This window comes from Rhodococcus sp. NPDC078407, from assembly GCF_044542515.1.
Lineage (GTDB): Bacteria > Actinomycetota > Actinomycetes > Mycobacteriales > Mycobacteriaceae > Rhodococcoides.
Genome location: NZ_JBITUQ010000002.1, coordinates 101,996 through 128,135 on the forward strand (window position 1 = coordinate 101,996; position 26,140 = coordinate 128,135).

The following is a 26,140-nucleotide window of genomic DNA, read 5'->3' on the forward strand; positions in this document are numbered from 1 at the left end:
ACCCATCGTGTCTAACCGAACTCGAATGGAGCACGAGATTTTTCGAGCACCGATCGGGTTCGGGCGTGCGACACTGCACGACGGAACCGTGGACAAACCGGTGTCCCCCGACGAGACATGCGAACAATGGACGTCATTCTGCCACGAAGAGTCATTCGTTCGCTGTATATGAGTATCCGTTTTTTCGACAAATAGATAGCGCGAAGTGAGGTTCTTCACAACGCAAATTAATTCGTCGAGACAGCGGAAACCGCGCCTTTGCTCAGAGTTAACGTATCCGCAATGAAGACGCCGAGAAACCGCGTCCGAGCATGCAAAGAAAAGGGTCCTGCGGTTTGTGAATTATGAATCAGATACGACCGAAATCACCGAGTGACAGTGGTTCCCGCAAACGGAGCCCACGTGATGGCACCGTACTGGAACGTCACGCGCACACCTCCGCCGTACTGAGGTACCTCGCCACTTGTGGCCGGTCCCAGAGTCGGATCCCAGGCGCTGAAGATGCCGCCACCGATGTTGTGCGTACCGCCGATGGCGGTGGAGAACACTCGCAGGCCGTAGGGACTGTCGAAGTCCTGGTAGGTGCCGTTGAAGGGTGTGGTCGGCAAGAATCCGGTGTAGCGAACGGCCTCTGCGACCGCCCTGGGCACCCCGACGAAGCCATTGGGCATCTCGTACACCACAGCGTCCTGTCGGTATTGAGCCCAGGTATCGCGAACGGGAAACACCGGGCCCAGCACGGCTCCGAAGTTGTTCGGTGCGGCGGCGAAACGGGTGTACTCGGCGGTCCTCGGAATGTTGTTCTGCAGCAGACTCATCAGGGCCCACAGCGCGGGCTTGGCCGACCAGTCCGTGTGGAGCAGTCCGAATGTCATCTCCGGGTCGTTGCTGCCGGTCTGCTTGTCACGCAGCTGATACAGGAAGATCGGGCCGGTGTACGGCAGCTCCCGCCACTTGGTGACGAAGTCGGTGATCATTGCGCTCTGTTGGTCCTCGGAGGCCACCGAGGTCGGCACTCCGTACTCGGTGCCCCAGATCTTCTTGTTGCCGTCACCGTTGGCCACCATCGCGGCGCGCATGTCCATGAGCTGGCGGGCAGGGGAGTGATCGACGTACGGGCCCTCGGAGAACTTCATGGAGTACTGGTACGGGTGATAGGACAGGGCGTCGAAATACCCTTTCGCTCCGGCTGCGTACATCTGGTTGGTGAAATCGACGGGGTTGACGATTCCCGGGGCCTGCTCGGCTGCGCCCAGCACGCCGCCGACGACCGTCGCGGCCGAATCGGCTGCCTTGATCTTGGGATATGCGGCCTCGAGCAGGTCGGTGTACCCCGAGGCGTCCGGTTGCGGGCCGTAGAACATCGACCCGTTGGGCTCGTTCCAGATCTCGTAATCGGCCACTGTGCCCTTGTATCTCGCGGCGGCCTTTCCGGCGAATGCACCGAACGCGGCCGGCGAGGCCGGACGAGTGTTGATGGGTTGATTCACCGGGGACGTCGCCCACCCCGGGGTGTAGGCGATGATGCCCAGCATCGAGATGTTGGCTGCTCGCAGCTTGTTCACCACGCGGTCGACGGGTGCCCAGTTCAGCTGACCCTGCACAGGTTCGACGGTCGACCAGGGGATGGCGACGCGCATCGACTTCACGCCCATGGCGGTCACGAATTGGACGGTGGTGTCCAATTCGGCGTCCGTCGACCACAGCAGGCCGCCGCCGTCGGAGATGCCGACACCGGGGGGTGTCGGGGCCGCTCCGGCAGGTGCTTGAGTTCCGAATGCAACGCCGGCCGCGACGATCAGAGCTGTTGTCGCCGACACCACTGTACGAAAGCCACTGCGAAAGTGAACCATTTGGAATTCTCTCCACCAGGGGGCCTGTGCCAACGTTCGACAGGCCGGTGCGGTGAATCATTGCACCGGAAACAAGGCTTTGTACAAATATAAACATTCATTCCGATTGTTATGAAACTGCTGGTCGCGCTTCCTTGACCGAAACCAAGCTTTTCGTTTCTTCGGTGCCGAGATTGTCGGTAAGTGGATCGGTTTTCGACGACTTTTCCCATGCGTAGACGAGAAATGCGTACATCACCGAAAAGGCCATGGTGGTCGCCGGGATCGTGACCACGGGGAAGTCGAGCTGCAGCGCGACGACGGCGAAGCCGATCATTCCGCCGCCGTAGAACCCGTACTCCCAGTGTCGGGACCGCAGGAGTGTGTATCCGACCACTGCGATGACGACGAGTATCGCGACGAAGGCGATGCCGGCCACCAGCCCGCCGCGGTAAATGGTCAACAGCGGGGTGTTGGCCACGTAGTTGACCTCGAAAGCGACCGTGGGGTCTTTGAATTCTGCACGGCCCCAGCCCAGTCCGAACATCCAGTGGCCTTGCATATGCCCGGGGAACTCCACCAGGGCGTCGCCGCGGGCACTCGACCCGGCGTCTCCACTGCCGAACGACGAGAAGACGCGATTGCGCACGCTCGGCACCGCGAGGGCTCCGACGAATGCTGCCGCGAACGCACCGACGATGGCGAGCCGCTCGCGTGTGCGCAGTTGTTGGAACGCCAACATCAGCAGCACTCCGAACACCACCGAGAACAGTGCGGCGCGCGAGAGCGTCATGACGATCGACAGGAACAGCAGTGCGGCAAGCACTGTGCGCAGGTAGCCGCGCAGAAGTAGTACACACAGCATCAAGGCCAGGACGAAGCCGATACCTGCCGCGTTGGGGTCGATGTAGGTTCCAGCCAGGCGAACGGTGGTGGCTCCGGTGGGGCTGTAGACGAATCGCGTGCTTTCCTCTTCGCTGCCGTAGCCGAAAATCGACAGGTAGCGGATCAACTTCCCGGCTGGGTCTGCGACGAAGATCAGCACGGCGAAAGCGGCTGCGGCCGAGGCGGCATAGACGTAGATCCTGCCGAACAAGGCAAGTTCGTCACGCTGCATCCGCAGCAGGCAGACGACGACCAACGTGGACACGACCCATTGCCCGAATTCGACGTAGTCGACGAGTGCGCCACTCGTCGCGAACAGTGACAGTGCGGACAGGACGAGCAATGCGATCATCGGCATTTCCGGCCATGTGATGCGGCTCACCGCTGTGCGGTGGATCACGGTGGCGAAAATGACCGCGATTCCCAATGCGAATATTAACGGCGCGTGAATTCCGGGAACGTATCCGAATGGCAGTGCGCCGAGTGAAAAAGCAAGCACACGAGTCAGATACAGCGGGTGACGTAGGCCGATGTACGCTCCCACAGTCAGCGCGACGAGGGCGAACGCGGCCAATTTCGCCGGTGTTCCGCCGACGATCATGGCGAATGTAACGAACACGGGAACGACCACGATGGCGGCCGCACCGACGCGCTGCGTGATGCTCATAGGCACTGATGTTGTCACGCTTTCACCCGCTCGCAACATGTACGCCCTGCCGAATCCTTCGCTGCGCTTTATTGTTTCCCCTTGACCGACGTCATTCGATAGGAGCACTCGTGGAGATTCGAGAATACGGGCGGATTCTTCGCGCGGGTTGGTGGATCGTCGCGCTCACGATGGTCGTCGGCATGGTCGGCGGCTGGGCCTACACGCTCATCACGACGCCGCAATACCAGGCGTGCGCCCGCTTGTTCGTCACCACCGAAGGCGGTAGCTCGGTCGGCGAGGCGTACCAGAACAACCTCTTCTCGCAGGAACGCGTGACGTCCTACGCCGGATTGGCGACCAGCACACAGGTTGCCCAGCGCGCGATCGATCAGTTGCAGTTGGACATTTCTCCGGACGAACTGCGTTCGCGTGTCACCGCCACGCCCATCGACAAGACGGTGTTGCTCGATCTCTGCGCCACCGACGCCGATCCTGCGGTTGCGCAGGTGTTGACCAACGCGGTCGCCGGTCAGTTGACCCAGCTGGTCCAAGAACTCGAAACCTCGCAGCGTGGCGGTAGCCCGGCCGCCGGTGCCACCATCGTCGATCAGGGTGATGTTCCGGCCGCACCGATCGGCATGGGACTGACCACCGTCCTGGGGCTCGGTGCCGCCATCGGCCTCGTCGTCGGTCTCGCGCTCGCATTGTTGCGCGGCCTGTTGGATCGTTCCGTTCGGGATCGCACTCGTGCAGAGGAGATCTCGGGCCGCAGCGTATTGGGCGGACTCCCGGTCGACGCGACGCGATCCACGTCGGCAGTGGCGTCGATGATCAAGATGGGCGAGCCACTGCGCGCCCTGCGCACCAACATTCGTTTCCTCGGCGGTGGCGTACCACCGCGCGTCATCACCATCACGAGCCCGTCGGCGGCCGAGGGACGCACCAGCACCGCCATCGATCTTGCCGCAATTCTCGCCGAAGCGGGGCACGCAGTTCTGCTCGTCGGCGGCGATCTGCGCAACGCAGCGCTGGGGACTCGCCTGGGCATCGACCAGTCCATCGGATTGTCGACGGTGCTCTCCGGCGAACACCGCATCGATGAGGCCATCCAGCGTGACGTGTTCGACGGTGTGTCGGTACTGCCGTCGGGTCCGGTGCCGCCCAATCCGAGCGAGCTGCTCGGATCGGACCGCGCCCACGAGGTGCTCGAGCAGCTGCGCGGCGATTACCGCTACGTCATCGTCGACACCCCACCCTTGCTCGAGGTCACCGACGGTGCCATTCTCACTGCCTTGTCCGACGGCACCCTGGTTCTCGCGCGCACCGGTAGAACGACGCGGGAGAAGCTGCGACGGGCGATCAAGGTGCTCGACGGTGTCAGCGGCACCGTGCTGGGCGTGGTGACCACGTTCGAGCCGTCGGCGCGACGGCTCCTCGGTGGCAACCCCTCGTCCAACGACACCCCCGTAAAGCCTTCTGCCGCAGCACCGTCCACGGAGGCTTACTCCGCAGCAACCCGGCCCACACCGGCGACGAGCGATACCGCGACCTCCTCGGCGAGCAGAGGATAGCTTCGATGGCAGGGAGGTTCGCGGCGAAGGTCGGTGTGGTGCTGACCGCCGCGGCGATGGTGGTCTCCTGTTCGCAGGAGGCACCCGTGGTCATTCCACCCGGCGTGCCGACGGCCCCGGTCACGGCATCGGCGACGGCGTCGAAACCGCCGCCGCCGTCGAACATCGGTGGGTCCGCTCCCGGGTCGTTGATCTCGGCGGAACCGATAGAGGACATCGCTGTCGACATCACCGAGCTCGGTGCGTCCGCAACCCGGGTGGTGTACCGGTCGACGTCCGGGGTCACCGGTCAACCGACGGAGGTCTCGGGAACCGTCGTCGTTCCCGCCGGTACCGCTCCCGAGGGCGGTTGGCCCATCGTCTCGTTCGGGCACGGAACCACGGGAGTGCTCAACGCGTGCGGGCCCTCGTTGTACGCGAACCTGCTCGGTAACGCTCCTATCGTGGCCGCTCTCGCGCTGAACGGTTTCGCGGTGACGATGACCGACTATCAGGGTCTCGGACTCGAAGGGTCTTATCATCCCTATCTCGACTCGAAGACGTTCGGCTACAACATGATCGACGCCGTGCGCGCAGCCAGGAACTTCATGCCCACCTTGAGTTCTCGGTGGTCGGCGTACGGGGTCTCACTCGGGGGGATGGCGGCGTGGGCGGCGAGCGACCGCAACGCCGAGTACGGCGGTGGACTCGAGCTGGTCGGCACGGCCGCGATGGTGCCGGTCTCCGATATGGCGGGCTTGGCCGACGCCGCCGCAAACGAGACGCTGACCCGTGCGCAGTACCCCTTGCTGATGTACGCGCTGCACTCGCTGGCGATCTCCTACCCCGAGATGAATCTGGACGACTACCGGTCCGGCTTCGCCCGCGAACGGTGGGACGACCTACTCGAATGCGTCCCTCCGGGATCGTTGGAGGTACCCGAGTTGCAGACGCGGCTCCAGCCTGACGATCTCAAGCCGGTCAGCCAGGAGGCGACAAATCGTCTGCGTGGCTACCTCGCGGATATGGCGCTGCCGCAACAAGGGTCGACCACACCGCTGCTGGTGATGTACGGCAGCGAAGACGATCTGATCCTCGAGCCGTGGACCGAGAAGGCGTTGCAGCGCGCGTGCGATTTCGGGGGCGTCGTCGAGTACGAACTGCATCAAGGGGAGGGGCACGGCAACCTGGACAGCAGTCGGTCGCTGCCGTGGGTCAAGAGTATGTTCGCCGGCCAACGGCCCGTCGACACCTGTGAGCAGAGACGATGATCGCACCGGCGGGTGTGCCGACCCTCAAGGACTACGGCCGGATCCTGTTGTCCGGCTGGGCCTTGATCGCGGCTGCCGCCGTCCTGTCGGCGGCCGTGGCGTGGCTGGCGACATCATTCGTGGAGCCGTCGTACACCGCGGCCTCCCGGGTGTTCGTCACTGCGCCCGGTCCACCGTCACCCAAGAATTCGGTGGACGGCAACCGTGGGTCGCTGGTTCGCGTCGAGTCGTCTGTTCAGCTCGCGACCGGCGAGCAGGTCTTGCGTCGGGTCATCGCATCCCTGGATGTGCCGATGGAACCTGCCGAGCTGAAGAACGACATCACGGTGGTGCCCAGTCCCGGCTCGGCTCTCATCGAGATGTCCGTGGTCAACGACGATGCCGAGCTGGCGCGTGATATCGCCAATGCGGTTGCAGTGCAACTGGTCAGGCTGGTCGGGGAGATCGACCTGGGAGTCGACGGACCGGTGTCGCAGCTGACCGTCGTGGATGCGGCCACCACCCCGGGTGCGGCAACCGGCCCCACGCGCACGAGCAACGCGATGCTGGGCGGCGTCATGGGGGTCGTTCTGGGCAGTGTGCTGGTGCTCGCGAGGGGGATTTCGCGAGATTCGATCGACCATCGCGATCAGGTCGAACAATTACTGGGGGAACGCATGGGGGAGAAACGATGAACGATGCAGGAACGAGGCTGCTGCGCAGAGCGGTGACAGTCGGCGCGCTGGCGCTGGCATTGACAGCGGCGGGGTGCTCGTCGGACGAGGCGGTGGTCGATCCGCAATCCGTCGCGGTCGGGGCCACGCTGCCGGCCGATTACGGCAGCAACGGCCCTGGTTCTCTGGAGAGTGCGGAGGAGCTGCTCACCATCGATCGCCGGTTGAGCGGAATTTCCTCCATCGCGGCGCGGGTGGTCTACACCTCGACGTCGGGAGTAGACGGATCGGAGCAACGGGTATCGGGCACCATCTTCGCCCCGGAAGGCCCAGCGCCGGAGGGTGGTTGGCCGATCATCGCCTACGGACACGGCACCACCGGGGTGCTCGAGGACTGCGGCCCGTCGACCGACCCGGAACTGCTGGGTAGCTCGCAGATCGTCGCAGCGTTGGTGCGGTCCGGGCACGTGGTGGCGGTCTCGGATTACCAGGGGCTCGGCCTCGACGGCACCTATCACCCGTACCTCGACGCGCGTACCGTCGGGAACAACCTCATCGATTCGGTCCGTGCCGCGCGAAAGTTGGTGCCGAACACCTCGACCCGATGGGCGTCCTTCGGTGGCTCTCAGGGTGGCCAAGCCTCCTGGGCAGCAAACGAATTGGCGAGCAGTTACGGCGCGGGTCTGGACATGGTGGGGTCGGTCAGCCTGGTTCCTGCTGCAGACATCACCGGTTTGGCGCAAGCGGCAGCCAACGGCACGCTCACCGACGACCAGAAGCCGCTGCTGCAGTGGGTTCTGGTGGGGTTGTCGCAGTCGCACCCCGAGATGGATCTCGACGACTACCGCAGGGGCATCGTCGAGGAGCGGTGGGACGAGCTGTCGGCCTGCGGCGGCGTTCTCGCTGCCGACCGCACGTCTCTGGCGGCACAGATCAGCGACGACGATCTGCGCCCGGCAACACCGGAGGCAACCGCGACGCTGGAGGGCTACCTGCGGGAGATGAGTCTGCCCATGTCGCCCGCGTCGGCTCCGATGCTGGTGATCTACGGCGGCCAGGACACGTTGATCTCGCAGCCGTGGACGGATGCGGCCATCGCCGCCGGCTGTGGCAGCGGCGACAGTATTCAGTATGTGCTTCAACCGAATTCCGGTCACGCAGACATCGACGGTGCTGCTGCGTTCGGATGGCTACAGGACCGGTTCTCCGGCACCGAGGCCGTCAACTTCTGCCCAGCTCCGGCTCCGGCACCGTAACTCGTCGAAGGCAGCCATGACAGCAACTCCGGACAGCACCGCGGCCGCAGCCACTGCGCCCGCATCTGCAGTGAACGGCGAGTCCAAACGGCCCGCTCGCATCCTCGGCCTCGACGGGCCGCGCGGCTTCGCGTGCCTGTGCGTGCTCGCCGTGCACGTCGGCGGCCACTACTCGCCCCAGACCGTGCTCACGTACAAGCTCGGTCTACTCGGCCAAGGATTGATCTTCTTCTTCGCCCTCTCGGGGTTTCTGATCTTCCTGCCGATGGTCCGAAAGTTGTTCGCCGGCAAACCGATGCCCAACAACGTCAGCTACGCCATGCACCGCCTGCTGCGAGTGTTCCCCGCGTACCTGTTCATCTTCCTGTTCGCGAACTTCGTGATGCGTGCGGTGTTCGTGGAGAACGCCGCCGTCGCCGAGCAGCACTTCACCGACAACGGCCTGGGGGTCCTCACCGATCCGTGGACACTGCTGGCCAATCTCACGCTGCTGCACTCCTACATCCCCGGCATGTTGCAGACCGGAATCAACCCGTCGTGGTCGCTGTCGCTGGAGTTCGCGTTCTACATCGCGCTGCCGCTGCTGACGGGTATCTCGTTCTATCTGCGCAAGCGCACCTCCATCTCGGCCCCGGTGCTGGCAATGATCCCGGTGGTGATCATGTTCGTCATCGGCGTGACCGGAAAGCTGTACACCGCCTCACTCGTGGGGCCGTCGGGCATCACCGATCCGAAGTTGCTGGATTGGGGACCCAACCAGATCGCGGTGCTCAGCCGTAGCTTCTGGTCGCTGGCAGACAATTTCACGTACGGGATGCTCGCAGCCGTAGTTTTCGTCGCCGTCGACAACGGAATCATGAAGGGTGCCATCGCAACCAAGATGCGGTGGTGGACGGGCCTTGCCATGATCCCCACGGCGGCGATCTCGCTGAAGCTGATCGACGACAACTCGCGTTGGCAGAGTTCCACTGTGGCCTTGGGTTCGGCCTTGCTCATCCTGTTCATCATCGCGCCACTGGCGAGGGGCGAGAGATCCGTGCTGGCGGAGCGCGCCGATTGGGCACCGCTGAGCTACGTGGGCATGATCTCGCTCAGCGTGTACCTGTGGCACTTCCCCGTTCTGATCATGGTGGGCCGCTTCGGCTGGATGGCCGGCGACAGCCCGCTGGGCATGCTTCGCAACTTCGTGGTGGTCAGTGCGATCAGCATCGCGTTCGGCACGCTGACCTACCGGTTCATCGAGAAGCCCGCGTTGACCTACGCCCGTAGATTCAAGGCCAGCAAATAGTTTCATGCGTCGCACACATCGAGCGCTCACAGCAGTGCTGCTGCTCCCAGCGTTGGCGGGATGTGCCGTCGTCGTGCCGGTGGGTGCAGACGTGCAGCGAGCCCTTGCTGCGGCGGTGACCGGTTCGGATCCACAGCCGATGGTTATCGCAGACCCGGGCACGGGCAGCGGCTCGATCGTCAGTGCCGAGACCATGCCCAATCTGCCGATCCAGGTGCGGCTTTCGGGTGTGAACGCAGCAAAGGTGGCGTATCGCTCGGTGCAGCCGGATGTTGGGGAGCGGGAAGTATCGGGCACGGTGTTCACCCCGCAAGGAGACGCACCCGAGGGTGGTTGGCCGATCATCTCCTACGCCCATGGCACGACGGGCATCGAGCAGGACTGCGCGCCGTCGGAGTCCAGCTCGTTGCTGGGCGCGTCGGCACTCGTACAGGGTTACACCACAGCTGGTTTCGCCGTAGCCATCACCGACTACGAGGGGTTGGGGTACCCCGGCGATCATGCCTACCTGGACAACATCACAGCCGGTTACGACGTCATCGATGCCGTTCGCGCCTTGCGCACCGTCTTCCCCGATGCGGGTACCCGGTGGGCAGCGTTCGGTGGCTCGCAGGGCGGCGGTGCTGCGTGGGCCGCGAACGAGCTCGCCGATTCCTATGCGCCCGAGCTGGATCTGGTCGGTGCGGTAGCGCTGGCACCCGCGGCGAACATGGTCGGGTTGGTGGACAAGGCCATCGCGGGAACGTTGACCGACGACCAGGGCCCGCTGCTGCAGTGGGTACTCGAATCATTGTCGCGCCGCGACCCTGCCCTGAATCTCGACGACTATCGCAGCGGCAACGCCGCGCAGGACTGGGCTGCGCTCACCGGGTGTACCCCAGACAAGGCCGCTGCCCGCGAGGACGCGGTGAAGCAGCTCGGCGACAAAGACTTTGTGCCCGAGACCGACGAGGCCGCGGCGGTGTTACGAGAGACACTGAGGGCGATGGCCGTGCCCACGAGGCCGGCGTCGGCTCCGATGCTGGTGGCCTACGGCGATGCCGACACCTTCATCGACGCGGCGTGGACCGACGCGGCACTCGAGCGGGCCTGCGCGTTCGGAGACGTCATCACCATCGATCGGCAGGCTGGGCGGGGGCACGGGGACGTCAACGGAGACGCCGTCAATGCGTGGATAGCAGATCGTTTTGCCGGGGTACCGGCGCAGAACGATTGCAGTCGATGAAGGGGGCGTCATGGGGTTACGTCAAGATCTGACGGTACGAGCGAAGGACGTGGTCAAGAAGCGTCTGGGACGCGGCATTGCGGTGGAGCAGTTCGACGAGCCGTATCTGGTGGTCGCCGTGCTGGGGCAATCGAATGCGCACGGGGCAGGCCGAGGGTTGGATCGGTCCGGTCTCGACGCCCCGCATCCGCGCGTGCATCAGTGGGCGGCGTCGGGGCGGTCGAAGAATTCGATCGTGGCGGGCAGCAATCCACTCTTTCACGAGGTTCCCTCCAAGGCAGTGGGATTCGGCCCGACGTTAGCAGCGCACCTCGCCGATACGACGGGGAAGCCTGTGTTGCTCGTCCCCTACGCTCGCGGCGACTCAGGATTTGCGCGCATCCACGGCATCTCGTGGGATCCAGCCGATACCGGTGCCCGCGTCAATCTGTTCTGGAATGCCATGCAGCGCATCCGAACCGGCCTCGCCACCAAGGCCGGCAACGAGCTCGCCGCGGTGTTGTGGCATCAGGGCGAGAGTGATGTGCCGTTGCTGACCGGGCCGGTGTATGCCGAGAAACTCGACTCGCTCATCGACGCGCTGCGTGCGGAGTTCGGTGATGTGCCGTTCGTTCTGGGTCAGATGGTGCCGGACGAAATCGAATCGGGGGAGCCCAACTACGCCGTCATCGACGCGGTGCATGCCGAGACGCCGCATCGACGACCGAACGTTGTGTACGTGCCGGGCCCGCGGGGTCTCTACAACAGCGAGACGGAGAAGATTCACTACAGCGGCGAGGGACAACGGGAATTGGGGCACCGCATGTGGAACGCCTTCGCGGGCATGACGCCGCGAGTCGTGCAATCGACCGACACCGCTTGACATCGAGTGTCGATGTGTTGCTTAGTGGTTCCCGGGAGTGGGGTGAAATGGGGAATTCGGCGCTGCCGGAAACATAGTGGTCGCCCCTGGTTAATGCACTCGAAACATGTAACGACATGCGGCTCAGCGTCGATCAACATATCGTTATCACGAGTCACGTTCAGCGCGATGAATGCAGATAATAAGACGGGGTGGCACGGTGCTGTGTCGATCACGATAGGTCGATCACGGAAGGTCGATCACGGAATTTCGGCAGGGCACACGTACCGAGGGGGAAGCAGTGTCAGTGAGTGATCTGAATACGCAGAATTCGGTAGTGTCTCGGCGTGACGCGAGGCGGATGCGACGGGTGACGTCGCGTCGCGAATGGGAAGCGCACTACACCGAGGGTTTGCGGGTAACCGACACTCTTGTTGTTCTCGGTGCCGTGACAGTGGCTCAGATCATCCGGTTCGGTGATATCGACTTCGGCGAGCCGATGGCCATCGTGAGTTACTTCGGAGTCTCGGGTGTACTCGCCGTCCTGTGGTTGGCGTTCCTCGCTATTTTCCGTACTCGTTCCCCGCGGGTGCTGGGCAACGGGTCGGAGGAGTACCGACGCATCGTCTCGGCCACGTTCCGCTTGTTCGGCACCATCGCCATATTCTCGCTGCTGTTCCGGTTCGACATCGCTCGGCTGTATCTCGCCATCGCGCTACCCGTCGGCATGATCGGCCTGCTGTTGAGCCGGTGGGGTTGGCGCAAGGTGGTCGCTCGCCGACGCGCCCGCGGCGGCTACCAGACATCGGTGCTGATCGTCGGCAGCCGCAGTTCGGCGTTGTCGATGGCCGCGTCCTTCGAGCGTTCCCCCGAAGCCGGCTACAGCGTGGTCGGAATCTGCCTGCCCAACTACGAGCCCGGCCACAACACCTCACTCACCGTCGACGGCGTCGAAATTCCCGTGCTGGGCGACGAGCACAGTGTGGTCGAGGCCATCGAGATCTCCGGAGCCGACACCGTCGCAGTGACGGCCACCGAGCACATCGGCCATCGCGGACTGCGAAAGATGGTGTGGGACCTCGAAAAGAAGAAGGTGGACCTCGTCGTATCGCCCGGCGTGATGGACGTGGCAGGTCCCCGACTGGTGATGCGGCCGGTGGCCAACTTCCCGCTCATTCACGTGGAGAAGCCTCAGTACAACGGTGCGAAGCGCTTCAGCAAGACGGCCTTCGACTTCGTGTTCGCCGCGTCGATCCTGCTGCTCATCTCACCCATCCTCATTGCCCTCGCCGTGATCATCAAACTCACGAGCAAGGGTTCGATCTTCTACAACTCCGAGCGAATGGGCATCGACGGCAAGCCTTTCCAGATGATCAAGTTCCGCAGCATGGTGCAGGACGCAGACAAACGCGTGCAGGAGTTGTCTGCTCTGAACGAGGGCGCAGGCGGAGTGTTGTTCAAGATGCGCGACGACCCACGGGTCACCCGCATCGGCAAGGTGATGCGCAAGTTCAGCCTCGACGAGCTACCGCAGTTCGTCAACGTGCTCAAGCGTGAGATGAGCGTGGTCGGTCCGCGGCCACCGTTGCGCAGCGAAGTGGAGACCTACGACGGCGAGGTGCGACGGCGACTGCTCGTCAAGCCCGGTATCACCGGGTTGTGGCAGGTGAGCGGCCGATCCGATCTGTCGTGGGAGGAAAGCGTTCGCCTCGATCTCTCGTACGTCGAGAACTGGTCGATGACGGGCGATCTGCTCATCATCGCCAAGACGGCTGTTGCCGTCGTCAAGAGCGACGGCGCCTACTGACCACCCGCACTCACCGTGCAGGTGGTCGGTTTTGTTCGTATCATGCTGAGATGACGAGTCTTTCGGAGAATGGAATCGGTACTACCATGGCACAGAACTCTTTTCATGATTTCTTGTCCGAGCGCGTGGATCAGATTGCTCATGTGCATCTGAACCGGTCGACGTCGCTGCATGCGGTGATCTCCGACAGCGTCGACGCCTACACATCGGCATTCGCCGAGTACCACGGCACCGAGGCCCCGTTGGATCTACTGGCTGCCGAGGTGCGCACCGAGTTGAGCGATTTCATCCACCGCTGCGCCGAGGCCGTCGAAGAACCCGAGAACCCGCAGTTTCCCGTTCGTCGCTGAAAATTCGCGCCTGAGTTGCCGGCTGTCCACCGTGTCGTGAGCCCCATGGCTTCGAGTATCGGAGATACCGGGACTGCGTTTACTATTCGCAGACGCGGGCGTAGTCGACACGAGAGCCCAGCATCGGTCGGGGCAATGTTTCGACCGAACAGACAGCTCAGCAGCACAACCGACGGGGAACGAACAGCATGCGAATCACAGTCTTCGGTACCGGTTATCTCGGTGCCACCCATGCAGCCTGTATGGCCGAACTGGGCCACGAGGTACTCGGCGTGGATGTGGACCCGGCGAAGCTCGCCAAGCTCGAAGCCGGTGAGGTCCCCTTCTGGGAGCCCGGTCTCGAAGAAGTGCTGCAGCGCAACATCGCGGCAGGACGTCTGCGCTTCACCGCGTCGTATCAAGAAGCCGCCGACTTTGCGGAGGTGCACTTTCTCGGTGTCGGCACTCCCCAGAAGAAGGGGGAGTTCGCGGCCGACATGAAGTTCGTCGACTCGGTCATCGAGACGCTGGCCCCGCTGCTGACCAAGCCGGCCGTGATTTTCGGTAAGTCGACCGTCCCCGTCGGAACAGCGGAACGTCTCGGACGCATCGCCCGTGAACTCGCCCCCGCCGGCGACGACGTCGAGGTTGCCTGGAACCCTGAGTTTCTCCGTGAGGGCTACGCCGTCAAAGACACCCTCCATCCTGATCGCCTGGTTCTCGGTGTGGACCGCGCCCGGCAGGGTCGTGCAGAGCAGCTTGCCCGCGAGGTCTATGCTCAGCTGCTCGACGAAAAGATCCCGTTCCTGGTCACCGACCTCGCTACCGCCGAGCTGGTCAAAGCGTCGGCCAACGCATTCTTGGCCACCAAGATCTCGTTCATCAACGCCATTGCCGAGGTCTGTGAGGCCGCGGGTGCAGACGTGACCGTGCTCGCCGATGCCATCGGGCATGACGAGCGGATCGGTCGCAAGTTCCTCAATGCCGGCATCGGATTCGGTGGAGGCTGCCTGCCCAAGGACATCCGTGCTTTCATGGCCAGGGCGGGAGAGCTGGGTGCTGACCAGGCCCTGACGTTCTTGCGCGAGGTCGACAACATCAACATGCGACGCCGTACTCGCATGGTCGAGCTGGCCCGCGAAGCCTGCGGGTCGCTGCTCGGTGCTCGGGTCGCCGTACTCGGTGCCGCGTTCAAGCCGGACTCCGATGACGTGCGTGATTCGCCCGCCCTGAACGTGGCCGGTCAGATCCAGCTGCAGGGTGCCGCGGTCAACGTGTACGACCCCAAGGCCATGGAGAACTCGCGGGCACTGTTCCCCACTCTCACCTACAGCAATTCTGCGCTCGAGGCCTGTGAAGGTGCCGACGTGGTGCTGGTCCTCACGGAGTGGAAAGAGTTCAAGGCGCTCGCTCCGCAGGACCTGGAGGGCGCAGTGCGCAGCAAGACGCTGATCGACGGACGCAACTGCCTGGATCCGGAGCAGTGGCGGGCGGCGGGATGGAACTACCGCGGACTCGGTCGTCCCTGATCGAGATGCAAAACCGGGCAACCGAGTTCATTCGATGGAATGAACTCGTCGCGTCACCGTGTCTAGTCAGTGTTATCTACAATTCGCAATAACACGAACCGTGGTGCAAGCGAAATCCCTGTTTCGGTTCGACTTGCGCCTTGTGCGGTTTGTTCGGCGGACTATAGAACCGGGGCGACGTTTCAATCGCACCATAAACAGCGCCGCAAACTGTGAACCGTCACATTGACGCGTTGATTGTGCTGGCATGTAACGTTTTTGGGTCCGGTGGCGGTTACACCTCCAGAGTCCCAGTCACGCGAATCGCCTAGTCAACGACAGTGTGGTAAACCGAGTGCTTACTGTTATTCGTTTGTGATTCGCGCCGCTCGCGTGGTGCATCGGGTAACAGCGTGGGACTATTTGAATTCGATACCAGTTGCAATCCGGATTGGTTCGAACCGAACTCGCGTTCACCTCCGGTGCGCGCAGTAGTACGAAGGAGGGGAGCACGTGGCATCTGTCGGGGCTGCACAGCGCTCTCTGTGGGGACATCCGCGTCGCTCGGGCGCGATGGTGGCCCGCAGGCTCACGTCACGACACGTGTGGGAAGACCAATACGTCCGCCGGCTTCGGGTGACCGACGTCGTCGTTGTCGTTCTGTCGGTAGGTCTGGCTCAGATCGTGCGCTTCGGCGGAGTCGAATCCACCGGCCTGCTCTCGATGATGACGTACACGGGAGTGTCCGTCATCATTGCTGCCGTCTGGGTCGCCTTCCTTGCCATCTTCCGCACGCGATCAACACGAGTAATCGGCAACGGTGCCGAAGAGTACCGACGCATCGTGTCGGCCACGTTCCGCCTGTTCGGCGTCATCGCCATAGTCTCGCTCTTGTTCCGCATCGACATCGCTCGCCTTTACCTCGCTATTGCCTTGCCGGTGGGGCTGATCGCGCTGCTATTGAGCCGTTGGGTCTGGCGCAAGGTAGTCGCGCACTCGCGAGACCGCGGTGAATACAAGACCTCAGTGTTGATCGTGGGGAGCCGATCCGCTGCCGTCGCCATGGCGCAATCCTTCGAGAAGTCCCCCTCCGCGGGCTACGCCGTGGTGGGCATCTGCATGCCCGGCTACCAGGCTCCGCGTGACGGAGTTCTGAGTGTCGAAGGCTCCGAGATCCCGGTTCTGGGCGATGAGCACGACGTCCTCGCTGCGATCGAAGAGTGCGGTGCCGACACCGTTGCGGTGACAGCCACCGAGCACCTCGGGCACAAGGGCATCCGCAAGATGATCTGGGATCTGGAGAAGAAGGACGTCGACTTGGTCGTCGCGCCGGGTGTGGTTGATGTGGCCGGCCCGCGCCTGGTGATGCGGCCGGTGGCCGGCTTCCCGCTGATCCACGTAGAGAAGCCTCAGTACAACGGCGCGACGCGGTTCAGCAAAACAGCCTTCGATCTGACATTCGCTGCCTTGGTGCTCGTATTGATCTCGCCGATCCTGCTGGCAGTCGCCGTCGCAGTGAAGGCAACCAGTCGCGGGCCGGTGTTCTACAAGTCCGAGCGCATGGGCATCGATGGCACACCGTTCTCGATGATCAAGTTCCGCAGCATGACCGTCGATGCGGACAAGCAGGTGGCGCATCTTCTGGACAAGAACGAGGGTGCCGGCGGGGTGTTGTTCAAGATGCGTGACGATCCGCGGGTGACACCGGTAGGCAAGGTGTTGCGGCGCTTCAGTCTGGACGAGCTTCCGCAGTTCATCAACGTGCTCAAGCGCGAGATGAGTGTGGTGGGGCCGAGGCCTCCGCTGCGCCGCGAGGTCGAGACCTACAACGGCGAGGTTCGTCGGCGGCTGCTGGTGAAGCCAGGAGTCACCGGGCTGTGGCAGGTCAGCGGCAGATCCGACTTGTCGTGGGAAGAGACTGTGCGATTGGATCTTTCATATGTCGAGAATTGGTCGATGGTGGGGGATCTTCTGATCATTGCCAAGACCATGAAGGCAGTAGCTGGGAGCGACGGGGCGTATTGAGTTTGCCCAAGTCGGGTGTTCGTAGCGCTGTTCTCATGTCGGGAGGGTTAGGAATTCAATGAGCAAGTCAGTTGCAATCATCGGTACGCGGGGATATCCCAGCTACTACGGCGGATTCGAGACGCTGATCCGGCGTCTGGCGCCATACCTCGTCGAAACGGGCTGGGACGTGACTGTTTACGGGCGTCCAGGCGCAGTCAAGACGGACGACCCTCTGCTGGACCCCCGGGTGTCATCGGTGATGACTAAGGGCCTCGAAACCAAGTCACTCAGCACGCTCAGCTACGGTTTAACGTCGTCGCTCAGTGCAGCCCGTCGCAAGCCCGATGTGGCTTTGATAATGAACGTAGCGAACGGATACTGGCTTCCACTGCTTCGTTCTCGAGGCATTCCGACGGTGGTCAACGTCGACGGTATCGAGTGGGAGCGAGCGAAGTGGGGCACCAACGCCAAGCGGGTGTTCCGTGGCGGAGCTCGACTGACAGCGAGGTATGCATCGGAACTGGTATGCGACTCGCATGAGATTCGGCGGCGATGGCAGCACGGTTTCGGGCGCGATGGGGTGTTCATTCCCTACGGTGGCGACGCTCCTGACCGACTCCCAGTCGTCGAGGGCTTGAAGTCCAGAGAATACGTACTGATCGTGGCTCGATTCGTCCCGGAGAACACCGTTCCCGAGTTCCTCGAAGCCGCTAAAGAACTCAGTAAGAAATGGAACGTGGTGATTGTCGGCTCCTCGGGCTACGGCGGGGAGCTTGACCTCGCCGCGCAGACGTTGGCCGACGAATCGCCCCGCGTCCAGTGGCTGGGGCACGTGAGTGACGACCAGAAGCTGTTCTCCCTCTGGCAGCACGCGGGTGCCTACTTTCACGGTCACAGCGTCGGGGGAACGAATCCAGCGTTAGTCCAGGCAATGGCATGTGGAGCACCTGTCATCGCTCGTGACACAATTTACAACAGGGAAGTTTTGTCAGACTTAGGTACATTTGTTCTCCCCGAGCCAGGTGCTATCGCGGCGGGCCTCAGTCGCGCCATGGTTGATTCAAAATGGAAAACTGAATCAGCAGCCCTTTCCATTCAAAGGGCGCAAGACCACTACACATGGCAGACTGTCTGCAATAAATATTCGAGTCTGATCACGAACGCACTTGAAGGAATTCCAGCTAGTCAGACCCGGCCAGATCGTACGGCAGAAGCGAAGCAGTGAGTTACATCGGCAACGGAACTAAATCGCGCACTGGTCCAAACAACCGCATGGGTCGGAGTCCAGGCCTAACGATCAAAATATCCGGCACGCAGTTCTACTTCTTGGCAGCTTTCATATCACTCTCAGCCACGCTCATCTTTGTAACGTGGCCTGTCGCGATGATGTACACTGCGCTAGCGATCTTCGCTGGATTAGCTTTAAACGCCGCGGCTCGGAGCGAAAGATTCACGTGGATAGTCCTAGTAGCGCTTCTTGGGTGCTCCGGCCAGACGCTCAAGGCGGGATTCATAACCATTCTGCCCGAACATGTTGCTCTCGTTATACTTGCTAGCCACATCATTTTCAACTCCAGCAACATTGCTGCAGGAGTGCGCTTTTCGTCTTGGATTAAGCTTGCCGCGTGGTCGGCAGCTCTGTGGATACTCACAGCCTTTGTAACAAGTGCAATCTACGCAGTGCAACCGTTGCAAAGTATACGTCTGACGCTTTGGTTAACAATCGGATTGGCTACCGTAGTTCTTATCCATCGGACCAGGCTTGACGCAGCGAGAATGGCCATAGATGCGGCCTATACAATTGTGGCATACAGTATCTTCTCGATTGCGGGATGGGCGCTATCGCCGGCGGGCTCCGAATCAATCTTTGTCGAGCAGGATTACGCGAGTTCATATCAACGAGCTCAAGGCCTGATGCTGGAACCCAACCTCGCCGCATCGTATGTCTGCGCGTTCTTGGCGCTCAGTCTGGCATTCTATCGGGACCTAAGCAAGAGGCTGTTTTACGCACAAGCGCTGCTGAGTATAGTTCTTGTCGCATTAAGTGTGACACGCACAGTAATTCCGATTGTAATCGCATTCACATTGATCTACTTTTTGCTGACTGCGAAGCCCCTATTTAAAGGAATTGTAGTGGCTGCAATTGTGGCCACTGTCGTTGCTCTGCAAATAGGAGCGGCATCACTGACAATAACAGTCACGAACGACAGCAGCGAGCTGGTTGTAACGGCGGCCAATCGACTCAACGAATTTGGCAGCACAGACACTGGTACTGGGCGACTGCGGGCCGAAACGACCGACCAAGCGTTGTCGGAAATCGCATCCGCTAACCCCTTTATTGGACGAGGTACGAATGCTTACCCGCAGACTCACTCATCCAACCAGTCCTCTACTGGACAGGTCTACTTCGGATTTTGGTGGATAGCCTTAATCTATGACGTCGGATTGATTGGATTTATCTTCTTCTGTACGGCGTTTGCAGCGACAGCGTTCGGCATCGGCATTAGAAGCCTACCGCTACTACTCAGTTTCTCACTCATTGCAGTGACGACAAACCCGATTTGGTACGGATTCTATTGGGCCGCCCTAGGCGTGCTCGTTAAGTGGAGGTCAAACCAAACGACTCGGGGCATCGTGGAGGTTGCTAAGCCCAAGAGGCAGGTGGATTATGCGCATAGCATTTGATGCTCATTGGTGGGACGATGGACCGCCATCTGGACGTAACGTCTTACGCTCAATCGTCTGTCGGTGGCGTGAGGTATACCCAGACGATCAATTGGTACTATTTGGGCCATTACAGAATGCACCAGAAGGATGCCAAATTCGCCGACCTAGAATCAGCCAGCATGCGCTTTCTAACTTGGTCGAATTTGACGCGCGAACCGCAGATTGCGACGCCGCGGTTCTGCATAACTTTTCGAGCTTACGCTCCAGTAAGACCGCTGTTACATTCATTCACGATGTCATATATAGAAGGCAACCGAACTGGTTCTCGATGCAAGAACGCATGTACTTATCTCTGATTACTTTTTCTGCTCGGTACTCACCACAAGTTATATCTTCGACACACTCGGAGGCTCAGCAGATTTCTACTAGCCTCCCGCTTCGCCGGAAAGCGGTTAGCGTGGGCCTTGCTGTGCCAGAGGGCTACTTGAATACCTCACCAGAGCGAGCAAATCTTGGTGTGCAGTTAGACCAGTTTTATCTCTGCGTAGGACGGCTGAACGTCCGAAAGAACCTTGAGTTTGTAATATCAGCGCTGCGGTCAGCCAAAAAGATTTCGGCAAACTTCCCCTTGGTTATAGTTGGCCAACCGGAGGGTCTCACAGGTCAAGGCGTGACAGACATGATAGACGATGTCCATAAGGATCTCATATTTGCCGGGTTCATTCCAGACTCCGAGCTGAAATGGCTTTACCAGAATTGTCAGGCGTTCATATTTGCGTCTTTAGATGAAGGATTTGGACTACCCATTCTTGAGGCTGAACTGTCCGGGTCTCCGTCAGTGCTAAGTGACATCAAGGCGTTCCGGGAAGTATCCCGCAACCCACGAACTAGATTCTTCAACCCACGCAGTGCAGAGTCTCTCATTGACGCTCTTGACCAGCTTCCTGAAGTGGGCGATCGTGAAGTTGACAACCATTCCAGTTACTCGTGGACACGCACAGTCCGAAAGATACGGGAGCTAATAGAATGATAAATTATATCTCCAGTTCCTTCCGGAGCAAGATCGATGCATTATATAAAGCCGAACGTAGCCAAGATACAGGAATAGACCCGAATATTAGCGATCGCCAATTGTTGGAATTTCTGGCAAACAAGTCGGCGAGTCGTATTCGTGCCACTGCACGGGGGCATCGCGACTGTTATTTTGGCCGACGTGTCGTTGTGAAAGCCTCAGAAAATCTGAGGCTGGGATCTGCAGTAAGCATTGGTTCGGACGTGTTGCTTGATGCGTTGGGCGGAAGCGGTATAACACTTTCTGAAAATGCGACCGTCGACTCACATAGCCAGCTGCGGGTTTCGGGGGTCATACGGAATTCGGGAACTGGCATAATAATAGGCTCCCGTTCCGCGATCGGAGCCTACAACTGCATAATGGGCCAGGGAGGTGTGCAAATCGGGGACGACGTATTACTCGGCCCGAACGTGACCATACTGTCCGAGAATCACAACTTTGAGGCGTCTGATGTACCCATTCGACTGCAGGGGGAGAGCCGACAACGTACCGTGATTGAAGATGACGTCTGGATAGGTGCGGGGGTTGTTGTCCTAGCAGGGACCCATATCGGGCGCGGTTCTGTAATTGCCGCAGGGGCTGTCGTGCGCGAAAACGTAATTGCCGGGACCATCGTCGGTGGCGTGCCCGCGCGTCTGATCGGCACCAGATGAGCTACGTCGACCCGGTGAAAGTGTGCTTTGTTACGGACGCTCCGAATATATGGGGAGCCGAGACCAGTCTAATCGAGATAGTGGAACATCTATCAAGCGCAGCTGATGTCACAGTAATAGCTGCAAATGGTTCTCCAATACGCGATAAGCTACCAGCTCAGGTGGGCGTCTCCGACTTTGAGATCAAGACACGGCGACGCGTACGTGACGCCGGCGGAACTTCTGCTTCTAGTAAGGCTGACCTAGTTTTAGACGCTTTAGGGAGCCTGAATGGGGGTTTCCGCTTATCACGAGCATTGAAGTCTTACGATATAGTGGTGTGCTTTGGCACATGGGAGCTGCTCGAGGTCTTAACTGCCGCACGTTTGGCGCGCAAGCCATGCGTCTTAGATCTCCATGAAACGTTCTCCGGCACCGGCGGCAACAAAATACTGAATCTCCTTTCTCGGTTTCTGAGCGGGGTCATCGCCACATCCGCAGGAGCGGCAAACCCAATTCATTCAACGGTTAAGCGATGCGTAGTTCCAAGACCGGTCTCACTGACGAGATTTTTGCCAGAGCCGCATCAGGTTCGAGCGCAAAACTCATTGGCAATCGTTGGGCAAGTGGTCCCGCATAAACGGGTGCTTAAATTATTGGAAGCTGTCGACGCAGTCGAAGATTTCACACTTTCAGTCTCTATTGTCGGAATTAGTCCACTAGGATTCCGCTCTTCATACGAGCAGGTGGTTTCGCGTCACGCAGAAAAGTCCCGCCACCAAATTGTTTTGGTGGACAAGACGGATAATGTGGCCGAGCACTTGAAAAACGCTTATGTAGTAGTCAACGTGTCGGAGCACGAGGCCTTCGGACGGACTGTTATTGAGGGACTCGCTGCAGGTTGTTTCCCTATCGTATCTTCCGGTACAGGTACCGAGGAGATTGTCGTACGCGCAGGTGTGGGCTGGGTGGTTTCAGACGCCGGAGGGTCTTTGTCGGAGGCGATACGAAGGTACTTTATTTTACCCGAACTGACAAAGTCCGAAATGTCAGTGGAAGCGACCCAATCCGCTCAGAAATACGCGTCTGATTTGATCGCGGGTGAGTATTTATCCGCGCTTAAAAAAATGGGGGTATTCGGTGCAGCCTAGCGATGGTCGAAGTAGGGTTCTGTTCCTGTTCGAAAGTGGGCGCAGTGAATCAACCTGGAAGAAAAGGTTTTTGAACGGTGAGGTTGCGGACGAGTATCCTTACGGGTTGGACCCGAAAAGCTTTGATGATTGGTCCATATCGTTTGCACGGGACTACTTCACATCAGGCATTTGGAGTCTTCTAAGGCGTGCTCTGAGAAAAACTGTTCGGACTGATGTCATACATGTGCTCTTTAATATCCGGTCGATCTACAAATCTGATGTTGTAATCTCGCATACAGAGGACACATGTGTTGCATATCTTCTGATTGGGAGATTTTTTCGTAACCTGCCACCAATTGTTGCGCAGGTAGTGTGGGCTGGTGAAACACAAAACCTGAATGTAAGTCTTCAAAGTCGACTAGCAAGATTCAGTCTCCGAAGTGCTGAGGTCGTCGTAACACACAGCACTCTGAATGCGGCGGCGCTGTCGCAATGGCTGGGGCGCCCCGTGCAGGTTGCCCAGTACGGAATAGACCCGAGCCCATTTCTGCGTAACAGAAAGTTCGCTGCTGATTCGAAGCGATCGCATCTTAATGCTGAAGTCAACAGCGCACCAGTTGTCATCTGTGCGGGTAATGATCCTCAGCGAGATTGGGATCTATTGAGAGAAATTGCCGTCCACCGGCGAGATCTCAGTTTCTTAGTCTGCTCTCGTACAGCGCCAATTACATTGAACGACCAAGTAAACATTTCAGTAATTAGCAATGCCCGATTTTCCGATATCATCAATATTTATGCTGTAAGCCATTGTTCTGTTATACCTTTGAAAGAAAACAAACATGCTTCTGGTTTGACGGTTGCTCTGGAATCGACAGCGGCGGGTGTGCCGTTTGTTGCCACATCGGGCGGGGGTTTGGAAGAGTATTTTAGTAATTCTTACCGCGGGTTCATTTCGGGTGATTGCGTCGAAGACTGGTCTCGAGCAATCGACTACGCGATCTCATCGGACGGCCGGGCGGATTTGTTGGAAAGCTCTTCGGGTTTGATTTATGACCGTGAACTCACGAACATTGGTTATGGGAAGAGGATGTTGGCATGCGCGTCAGACGCATTATCGACTGCGGATTCTGTCAAGAGTGAAGAGGCCTAGGCATGCCCAACAGCTCGTCGGCATACCGGTGGAGTGCCCTTGCCCTAGTTTCGCGTCTCGTGATTCAAGTAGTTGGCAGCGTGGTAATCGCCCGAATTCTCGGCCCAGAGGGATTTGGTCTTGCTTCGCAAGTTACATCGATAAGTGCCGTATTGTTTGTAATTTGTGGTTTTGCCTTCAATGGCAGTCTCCAGACTCGAAACGTTTTGGATAGATTGTGGTTTCGGCAAGTAATAGCGGGCGATGCAGCTGTCTTTGGTCTAGTTACCGCAGGAACACTTGGGTTGGGCTTCTACATGGTTGGCTCCGGAAATGACGTCCTGGGCGAGATGTTTTTTATCCTGACGTTAGCTATCCTGGGTCAGGCGTTGTCGGGATTCTCAGTCGGATGTCTGTCGCGCGCTCTACGGTTTCGGGAAGTGGGAATAGCGGAGCTAATCGGACCATTAGTGGGTGTGGGGCTCGGTATTTGGTTAGCGGTTTCGGGTTTCGGAGCCGTTTCCATCGCTTGGCAATTTGCGGTAACTGAATTGCTGATTGGGCTAATATCTTGCTGTTTTGCAGTTGTTTATCGTCATGACTTCAACCGGGCATTTGATGGTGACGTTATTTATGGGCACTACTACTCGCTAAGAATGACCGCTGCGCAGCTCTTAACGCAGTCGTGGCGTAATCTCGACAATGTAATGATTGGAGTTATCTTAGGTGCCGTGACATTGGGTAATTACTCGATCTCTTACCGGCTGATTACAGTAACTGTGACCGCTTTTGGCAGTGTAATAGGCAGGGTGAGCCTGCCAGCGATGCGGCATGCCCTCGACAGGTCAGTCGCGTTTGCTGGCGAAGAGTTTCTTCGAATCGCTTGCGGCGTTGTCTTGATCGGTGCGCCGGCATGCGGGCTAATGTTTGCGTGGGCTGACTTTTTGGTGCTTGGCATCTTCGGTTCCGAATGGTCGGCGGCGGTGCCGATACTGCAGGTCCTTAGTCTGAGTGCCCCGTTCCAACTATTGCTGGTGATATGTGCTCCAGCGCTGCATGTCCTTGGCCGTTCTAGCTTGGTCGTGATGTCGAACGCATTTCTGTGCATTTGGGTCGTAGCTTCGGTTTACGCTTTGTCGACTTTCGGAATCGTATGGGTTTCTGCTGGGATTGCTTTGGGATGCGTGTTTGTGACGGCTCAGTACCTCGAAGTATGTCGGCGGAGTTTAAAAATTCGGATCAGTTCAATGTATCTTCCGCTGGGTTACGCGTCTATGTCTTTTGCGTTCAGTGTCCTTATGGGCAGGTTGGTCGGAGCTCCTGCGGATTGGTTGATCGCTGGATTTTTAGGGTCCGTGTTTGTAATCGGCGGCGTTGGCGGAATCGTTGTGCTGCCGCATCGATACTGGTTCGGCGTCCAGTTTTGGATGGCGTTTCTCGGCCGGAAAGCGTGCGGTTGATAGATCTAAACTGACGTCAGACAGACTTTAGGCTGCGATTACTGTTCGGCGGCGGGTACTCCGTGAATGCCGTACTGTATCGAACCGGTGTTTTTAATCTCTAAGCCTTACCTAATTGTTAAATTTGTTCGAACTAGGTGACTTGGTCCTGCTGCGGTTCAGGACCTCAAGACGAAGGCAAATGATTTAGATTCGGATGGTTGCAGTGATTGGCAAATGGTGAATCATGCTGGCCCGGCTGCGCCCAGTGTCCGCATGTCAGCAATCCACCTTTGGGCATATTTTTCGTATGCAATGTCATTCGGGTGGAGGTTGTCGGCGGTGATGTAGTCGATCGTGGGATCGAGCCATCCTTCTGCGATTGGATCAACGAATGCTACTCCTGTATTGGCCGCTGCGTAAGCAATCGCATCGCGAACGATGATTTCGCGCCCGAAACGGATTCCCGGGGGGTTTGTGGTGCCTACTGCAATTATCTTCGCGGCTGGGATTTGACTTGTTAGAGTCGAGAAGACGTCTTGTGCTGCCGCGGCAATTGCCTCAAATGAGGCATCGGAATCGAATGTTCCACCTTGAACGACCACGACGGAGGGCTGTCGGTCGATGACTTGGCCTAGTCGCGCGGCGTACGGCTGGGCATTATCGTCCACGAATCCAGAGGTCGTGTAGCCAGTGCCGCGCTGTGCGTCCGTCTGGCACTGCCAGTCCAGTTCACGGCACACTTGCGCGATGTAGCCTCTGTTCGAGCTGGCACCAACCCCAACGGTGTACGAGTCGCCTATGATCGATACTGGGAGCCTCTGTTGGGGGATGAAAGCACGGTCTCCGCTGGCGGCCATTTGGCGCTCCATCCTGGCTTCCTGCACCCAGAATGTGGCTACGATTGCTATCGCGGTCATTATGACCATGGCGACGGCTACTTTGGGAAGTCGACTCCCATATCTCT

21 protein-coding genes are annotated in these 26,140 nt (G+C 59.5%); 18 read left to right on the forward strand and 3 right to left on the reverse strand.

Annotated features, from left to right (window positions below):
* Positions 1-365: 365 nt before the first annotated feature.
* Entirely contained in the window at positions 366-1,820 is a 1,455-nt protein-coding gene (locus ACIGGF_RS02895) for a cellulase family glycosylhydrolase (protein ID WP_397519946.1), read from the reverse strand.
* Positions 1,821-1,962: 142 nt separating this feature from the next.
* Positions 1,963-3,384, reverse strand: coding sequence for an O-antigen ligase domain-containing protein (locus ACIGGF_RS02900; RefSeq protein WP_397519947.1), 1,422 nt, complete (start codon positions 3,382-3,384; stop codon positions 1,963-1,965).
* A 110-nt stretch (positions 3,385-3,494) separates the two neighbouring features.
* Here ACIGGF_RS02900 and ACIGGF_RS02905 point away from each other — a divergent pair, with 110 nt between their 5' ends.
* The 18 genes from ACIGGF_RS02905 to ACIGGF_RS02990 all read left to right on the forward strand — a co-directional run bounded on the left by ACIGGF_RS02905 (position 3,495) and on the right by ACIGGF_RS02990 (position 25,194).
* Positions 3,495-4,937, forward strand: coding sequence for a polysaccharide biosynthesis tyrosine autokinase (locus ACIGGF_RS02905; protein ID WP_397519948.1), 1,443 nt, complete (start codon positions 3,495-3,497; stop codon positions 4,935-4,937).
* 5 nt (positions 4,938-4,942) lie between these two features.
* Positions 4,943-6,187, forward strand: coding sequence for a lipase family protein (locus ACIGGF_RS02910; RefSeq protein WP_397519949.1), 1,245 nt, complete (start codon positions 4,943-4,945; stop codon positions 6,185-6,187).
* Complete coding sequence (locus ACIGGF_RS02915) at positions 6,184-6,861, forward strand: YveK family protein (RefSeq protein ID WP_397519950.1); 678 nt, start codon at positions 6,184-6,186, stop codon at positions 6,859-6,861. The genes ACIGGF_RS02910 and ACIGGF_RS02915 overlap by 4 nt, the downstream gene beginning before the upstream one ends.
* Positions 6,858-8,096, forward strand: coding sequence for a lipase family protein (locus ACIGGF_RS02920; RefSeq protein ID WP_397519951.1), 1,239 nt, complete (start codon positions 6,858-6,860; stop codon positions 8,094-8,096). Before ACIGGF_RS02915 ends, ACIGGF_RS02920 begins: the two co-directional genes overlap by 4 nt.
* A gap of 16 nt (positions 8,097-8,112) precedes the next feature.
* Positions 8,113-9,384, forward strand: coding sequence for an acyltransferase family protein (locus ACIGGF_RS02925; protein WP_397519952.1), 1,272 nt, complete (start codon positions 8,113-8,115; stop codon positions 9,382-9,384).
* Positions 9,385-9,388: 4 nt separating this feature from the next.
* A complete protein-coding gene (locus tag ACIGGF_RS02930; protein WP_397519953.1) occupies positions 9,389-10,609 on the forward strand; it encodes a lipase family protein in 1,221 nt (406 codons plus the stop codon).
* A 10-nt stretch (positions 10,610-10,619) separates the two neighbouring features.
* Positions 10,620-11,471 (forward strand): sialate O-acetylesterase, encoded by an 852-nt coding sequence (locus ACIGGF_RS02935; protein ID WP_397519954.1) that lies wholly within the window; start codon positions 10,620-10,622, stop codon positions 11,469-11,471.
* 340 nt (positions 11,472-11,811) lie between these two features.
* Complete coding sequence (locus ACIGGF_RS02940; protein WP_397520149.1) at positions 11,812-13,257, forward strand: sugar transferase; 1,446 nt, start codon at positions 11,812-11,814, stop codon at positions 13,255-13,257.
* A gap of 86 nt (positions 13,258-13,343) precedes the next feature.
* Positions 13,344-13,607 (forward strand): hypothetical protein, encoded by a 264-nt coding sequence (locus ACIGGF_RS02945; protein WP_397519955.1) that lies wholly within the window; start codon positions 13,344-13,346, stop codon positions 13,605-13,607.
* Between the two features lie 188 nt (positions 13,608-13,795).
* Positions 13,796-15,115 carry a UDP-glucose dehydrogenase family protein gene (locus ACIGGF_RS02950; protein WP_397519956.1) on the forward strand — a complete coding sequence of 440 codons (1,320 nt, stop codon included), beginning with the start codon at positions 13,796-13,798 and terminating at the stop codon, positions 15,113-15,115.
* A gap of 552 nt (positions 15,116-15,667) precedes the next feature.
* A complete protein-coding gene (locus ACIGGF_RS02955; protein ID WP_397520150.1) occupies positions 15,668-17,119 on the forward strand; it encodes a sugar transferase in 1,452 nt (483 codons plus the stop codon).
* A 58-nt stretch (positions 17,120-17,177) separates the two neighbouring features.
* Positions 17,178-18,326, forward strand: a complete 1,149-nt coding sequence (locus tag ACIGGF_RS02960; RefSeq protein WP_397519957.1) for a glycosyltransferase — start codon at positions 17,178-17,180, stop codon at positions 18,324-18,326.
* Positions 18,323-19,786 (forward strand): hypothetical protein, encoded by a 1,464-nt coding sequence (locus ACIGGF_RS02965; protein ID WP_397519958.1) that lies wholly within the window; start codon positions 18,323-18,325, stop codon positions 19,784-19,786. Before ACIGGF_RS02960 ends, ACIGGF_RS02965 begins: the two co-directional genes overlap by 4 nt.
* 439 nt (positions 19,787-20,225) lie before the next feature.
* Positions 20,226-20,798 (forward strand): glycosyltransferase, encoded by a 573-nt coding sequence (locus tag ACIGGF_RS02970; RefSeq protein WP_397519959.1) that lies wholly within the window; start codon positions 20,226-20,228, stop codon positions 20,796-20,798.
* Complete coding sequence (locus ACIGGF_RS02975; RefSeq protein WP_397519960.1) at positions 20,795-21,493, forward strand: acyltransferase; 699 nt, start codon at positions 20,795-20,797, stop codon at positions 21,491-21,493. The genes ACIGGF_RS02970 and ACIGGF_RS02975 overlap by 4 nt, the downstream gene beginning before the upstream one ends.
* Before the next feature lie 296 nt (positions 21,494-21,789).
* Positions 21,790-22,623 (forward strand): glycosyltransferase family 4 protein, encoded by an 834-nt coding sequence (locus tag ACIGGF_RS02980; protein ID WP_397519961.1) that lies wholly within the window; start codon positions 21,790-21,792, stop codon positions 22,621-22,623.
* Positions 22,574-23,755, forward strand: coding sequence for a glycosyltransferase (locus ACIGGF_RS02985; protein ID WP_397519962.1), 1,182 nt, complete (start codon positions 22,574-22,576; stop codon positions 23,753-23,755). Before ACIGGF_RS02980 ends, ACIGGF_RS02985 begins: the two co-directional genes overlap by 50 nt.
* Positions 23,756-23,757: 2 nt before the next feature.
* On the forward strand, positions 23,758-25,194 hold the full coding sequence (locus ACIGGF_RS02990; RefSeq protein WP_397519963.1) for an oligosaccharide flippase family protein: 1,437 nt from the start codon (positions 23,758-23,760) through the stop codon (positions 25,192-25,194).
* A gap of 224 nt (positions 25,195-25,418) precedes the next feature.
* On the opposite strand, the gene ACIGGF_RS02995 is transcribed toward ACIGGF_RS02990, so the two are convergent.
* Positions 25,419-26,102: an SGNH/GDSL hydrolase family protein gene (locus ACIGGF_RS02995; protein WP_397519964.1), complete on the reverse strand. Its 684-nt coding sequence runs from the start codon at positions 26,100-26,102 to the stop codon at positions 25,419-25,421.
* Positions 26,103-26,140: the final 38 nt, after the last annotated feature.

What these genes read in the sequence shown, in the direction of transcription:
- ACIGGF_RS02930 (WP_397519953.1), top strand. Translation starts at nt 9,389, where the DNA reads ATGCGTCGCACACATCGAGCGCTCACAGCAGTGCTGCTGCTCCCAGCG.
- ACIGGF_RS02920 (WP_397519951.1), top strand. Translation starts at nt 6,858, where the DNA reads ATGAACGATGCAGGAACGAGGCTGCTGCGCAGAGCGGTGACAGTCGGC.
- ACIGGF_RS02990 (WP_397519963.1), top strand. Translation starts at nt 23,758, where the DNA reads ATGCCCAACAGCTCGTCGGCATACCGGTGGAGTGCCCTTGCCCTAGTT.
- ACIGGF_RS02975 (WP_397519960.1), top strand. Translation starts at nt 20,795, where the DNA reads ATGATAAATTATATCTCCAGTTCCTTCCGGAGCAAGATCGATGCATTA.
- ACIGGF_RS02955 (WP_397520150.1), top strand. Translation starts at nt 15,668, where the DNA reads ATGGTGGCCCGCAGGCTCACGTCACGACACGTGTGGGAAGACCAATAC.
- ACIGGF_RS02925 (WP_397519952.1), top strand. Translation starts at nt 8,113, where the DNA reads ATGACAGCAACTCCGGACAGCACCGCGGCCGCAGCCACTGCGCCCGCA.
- ACIGGF_RS02960 (WP_397519957.1), top strand. Translation starts at nt 17,178, where the DNA reads ATGAGCAAGTCAGTTGCAATCATCGGTACGCGGGGATATCCCAGCTAC.
- ACIGGF_RS02935 (WP_397519954.1), top strand. Translation starts at nt 10,620, where the DNA reads ATGGGGTTACGTCAAGATCTGACGGTACGAGCGAAGGACGTGGTCAAG.
- ACIGGF_RS02945 (WP_397519955.1), top strand. Translation starts at nt 13,344, where the DNA reads ATGGCACAGAACTCTTTTCATGATTTCTTGTCCGAGCGCGTGGATCAG.
- ACIGGF_RS02915 (WP_397519950.1), top strand. Translation starts at nt 6,184, where the DNA reads ATGATCGCACCGGCGGGTGTGCCGACCCTCAAGGACTACGGCCGGATC.
- ACIGGF_RS02900 (WP_397519947.1), bottom strand. Translation starts at nt 3,384, where the DNA reads ATGAGCATCACGCAGCGCGTCGGTGCGGCCGCCATCGTGGTCGTTCCC.
- ACIGGF_RS02995 (WP_397519964.1), bottom strand. Translation starts at nt 26,102, where the DNA reads ATGGTCATAATGACCGCGATAGCAATCGTAGCCACATTCTGGGTGCAG.
- ACIGGF_RS02940 (WP_397520149.1), top strand. Translation starts at nt 11,812, where the DNA reads ATGCGACGGGTGACGTCGCGTCGCGAATGGGAAGCGCACTACACCGAG.
- ACIGGF_RS02950 (WP_397519956.1), top strand. Translation starts at nt 13,796, where the DNA reads ATGCGAATCACAGTCTTCGGTACCGGTTATCTCGGTGCCACCCATGCA.
- ACIGGF_RS02910 (WP_397519949.1), top strand. Translation starts at nt 4,943, where the DNA reads ATGGCAGGGAGGTTCGCGGCGAAGGTCGGTGTGGTGCTGACCGCCGCG.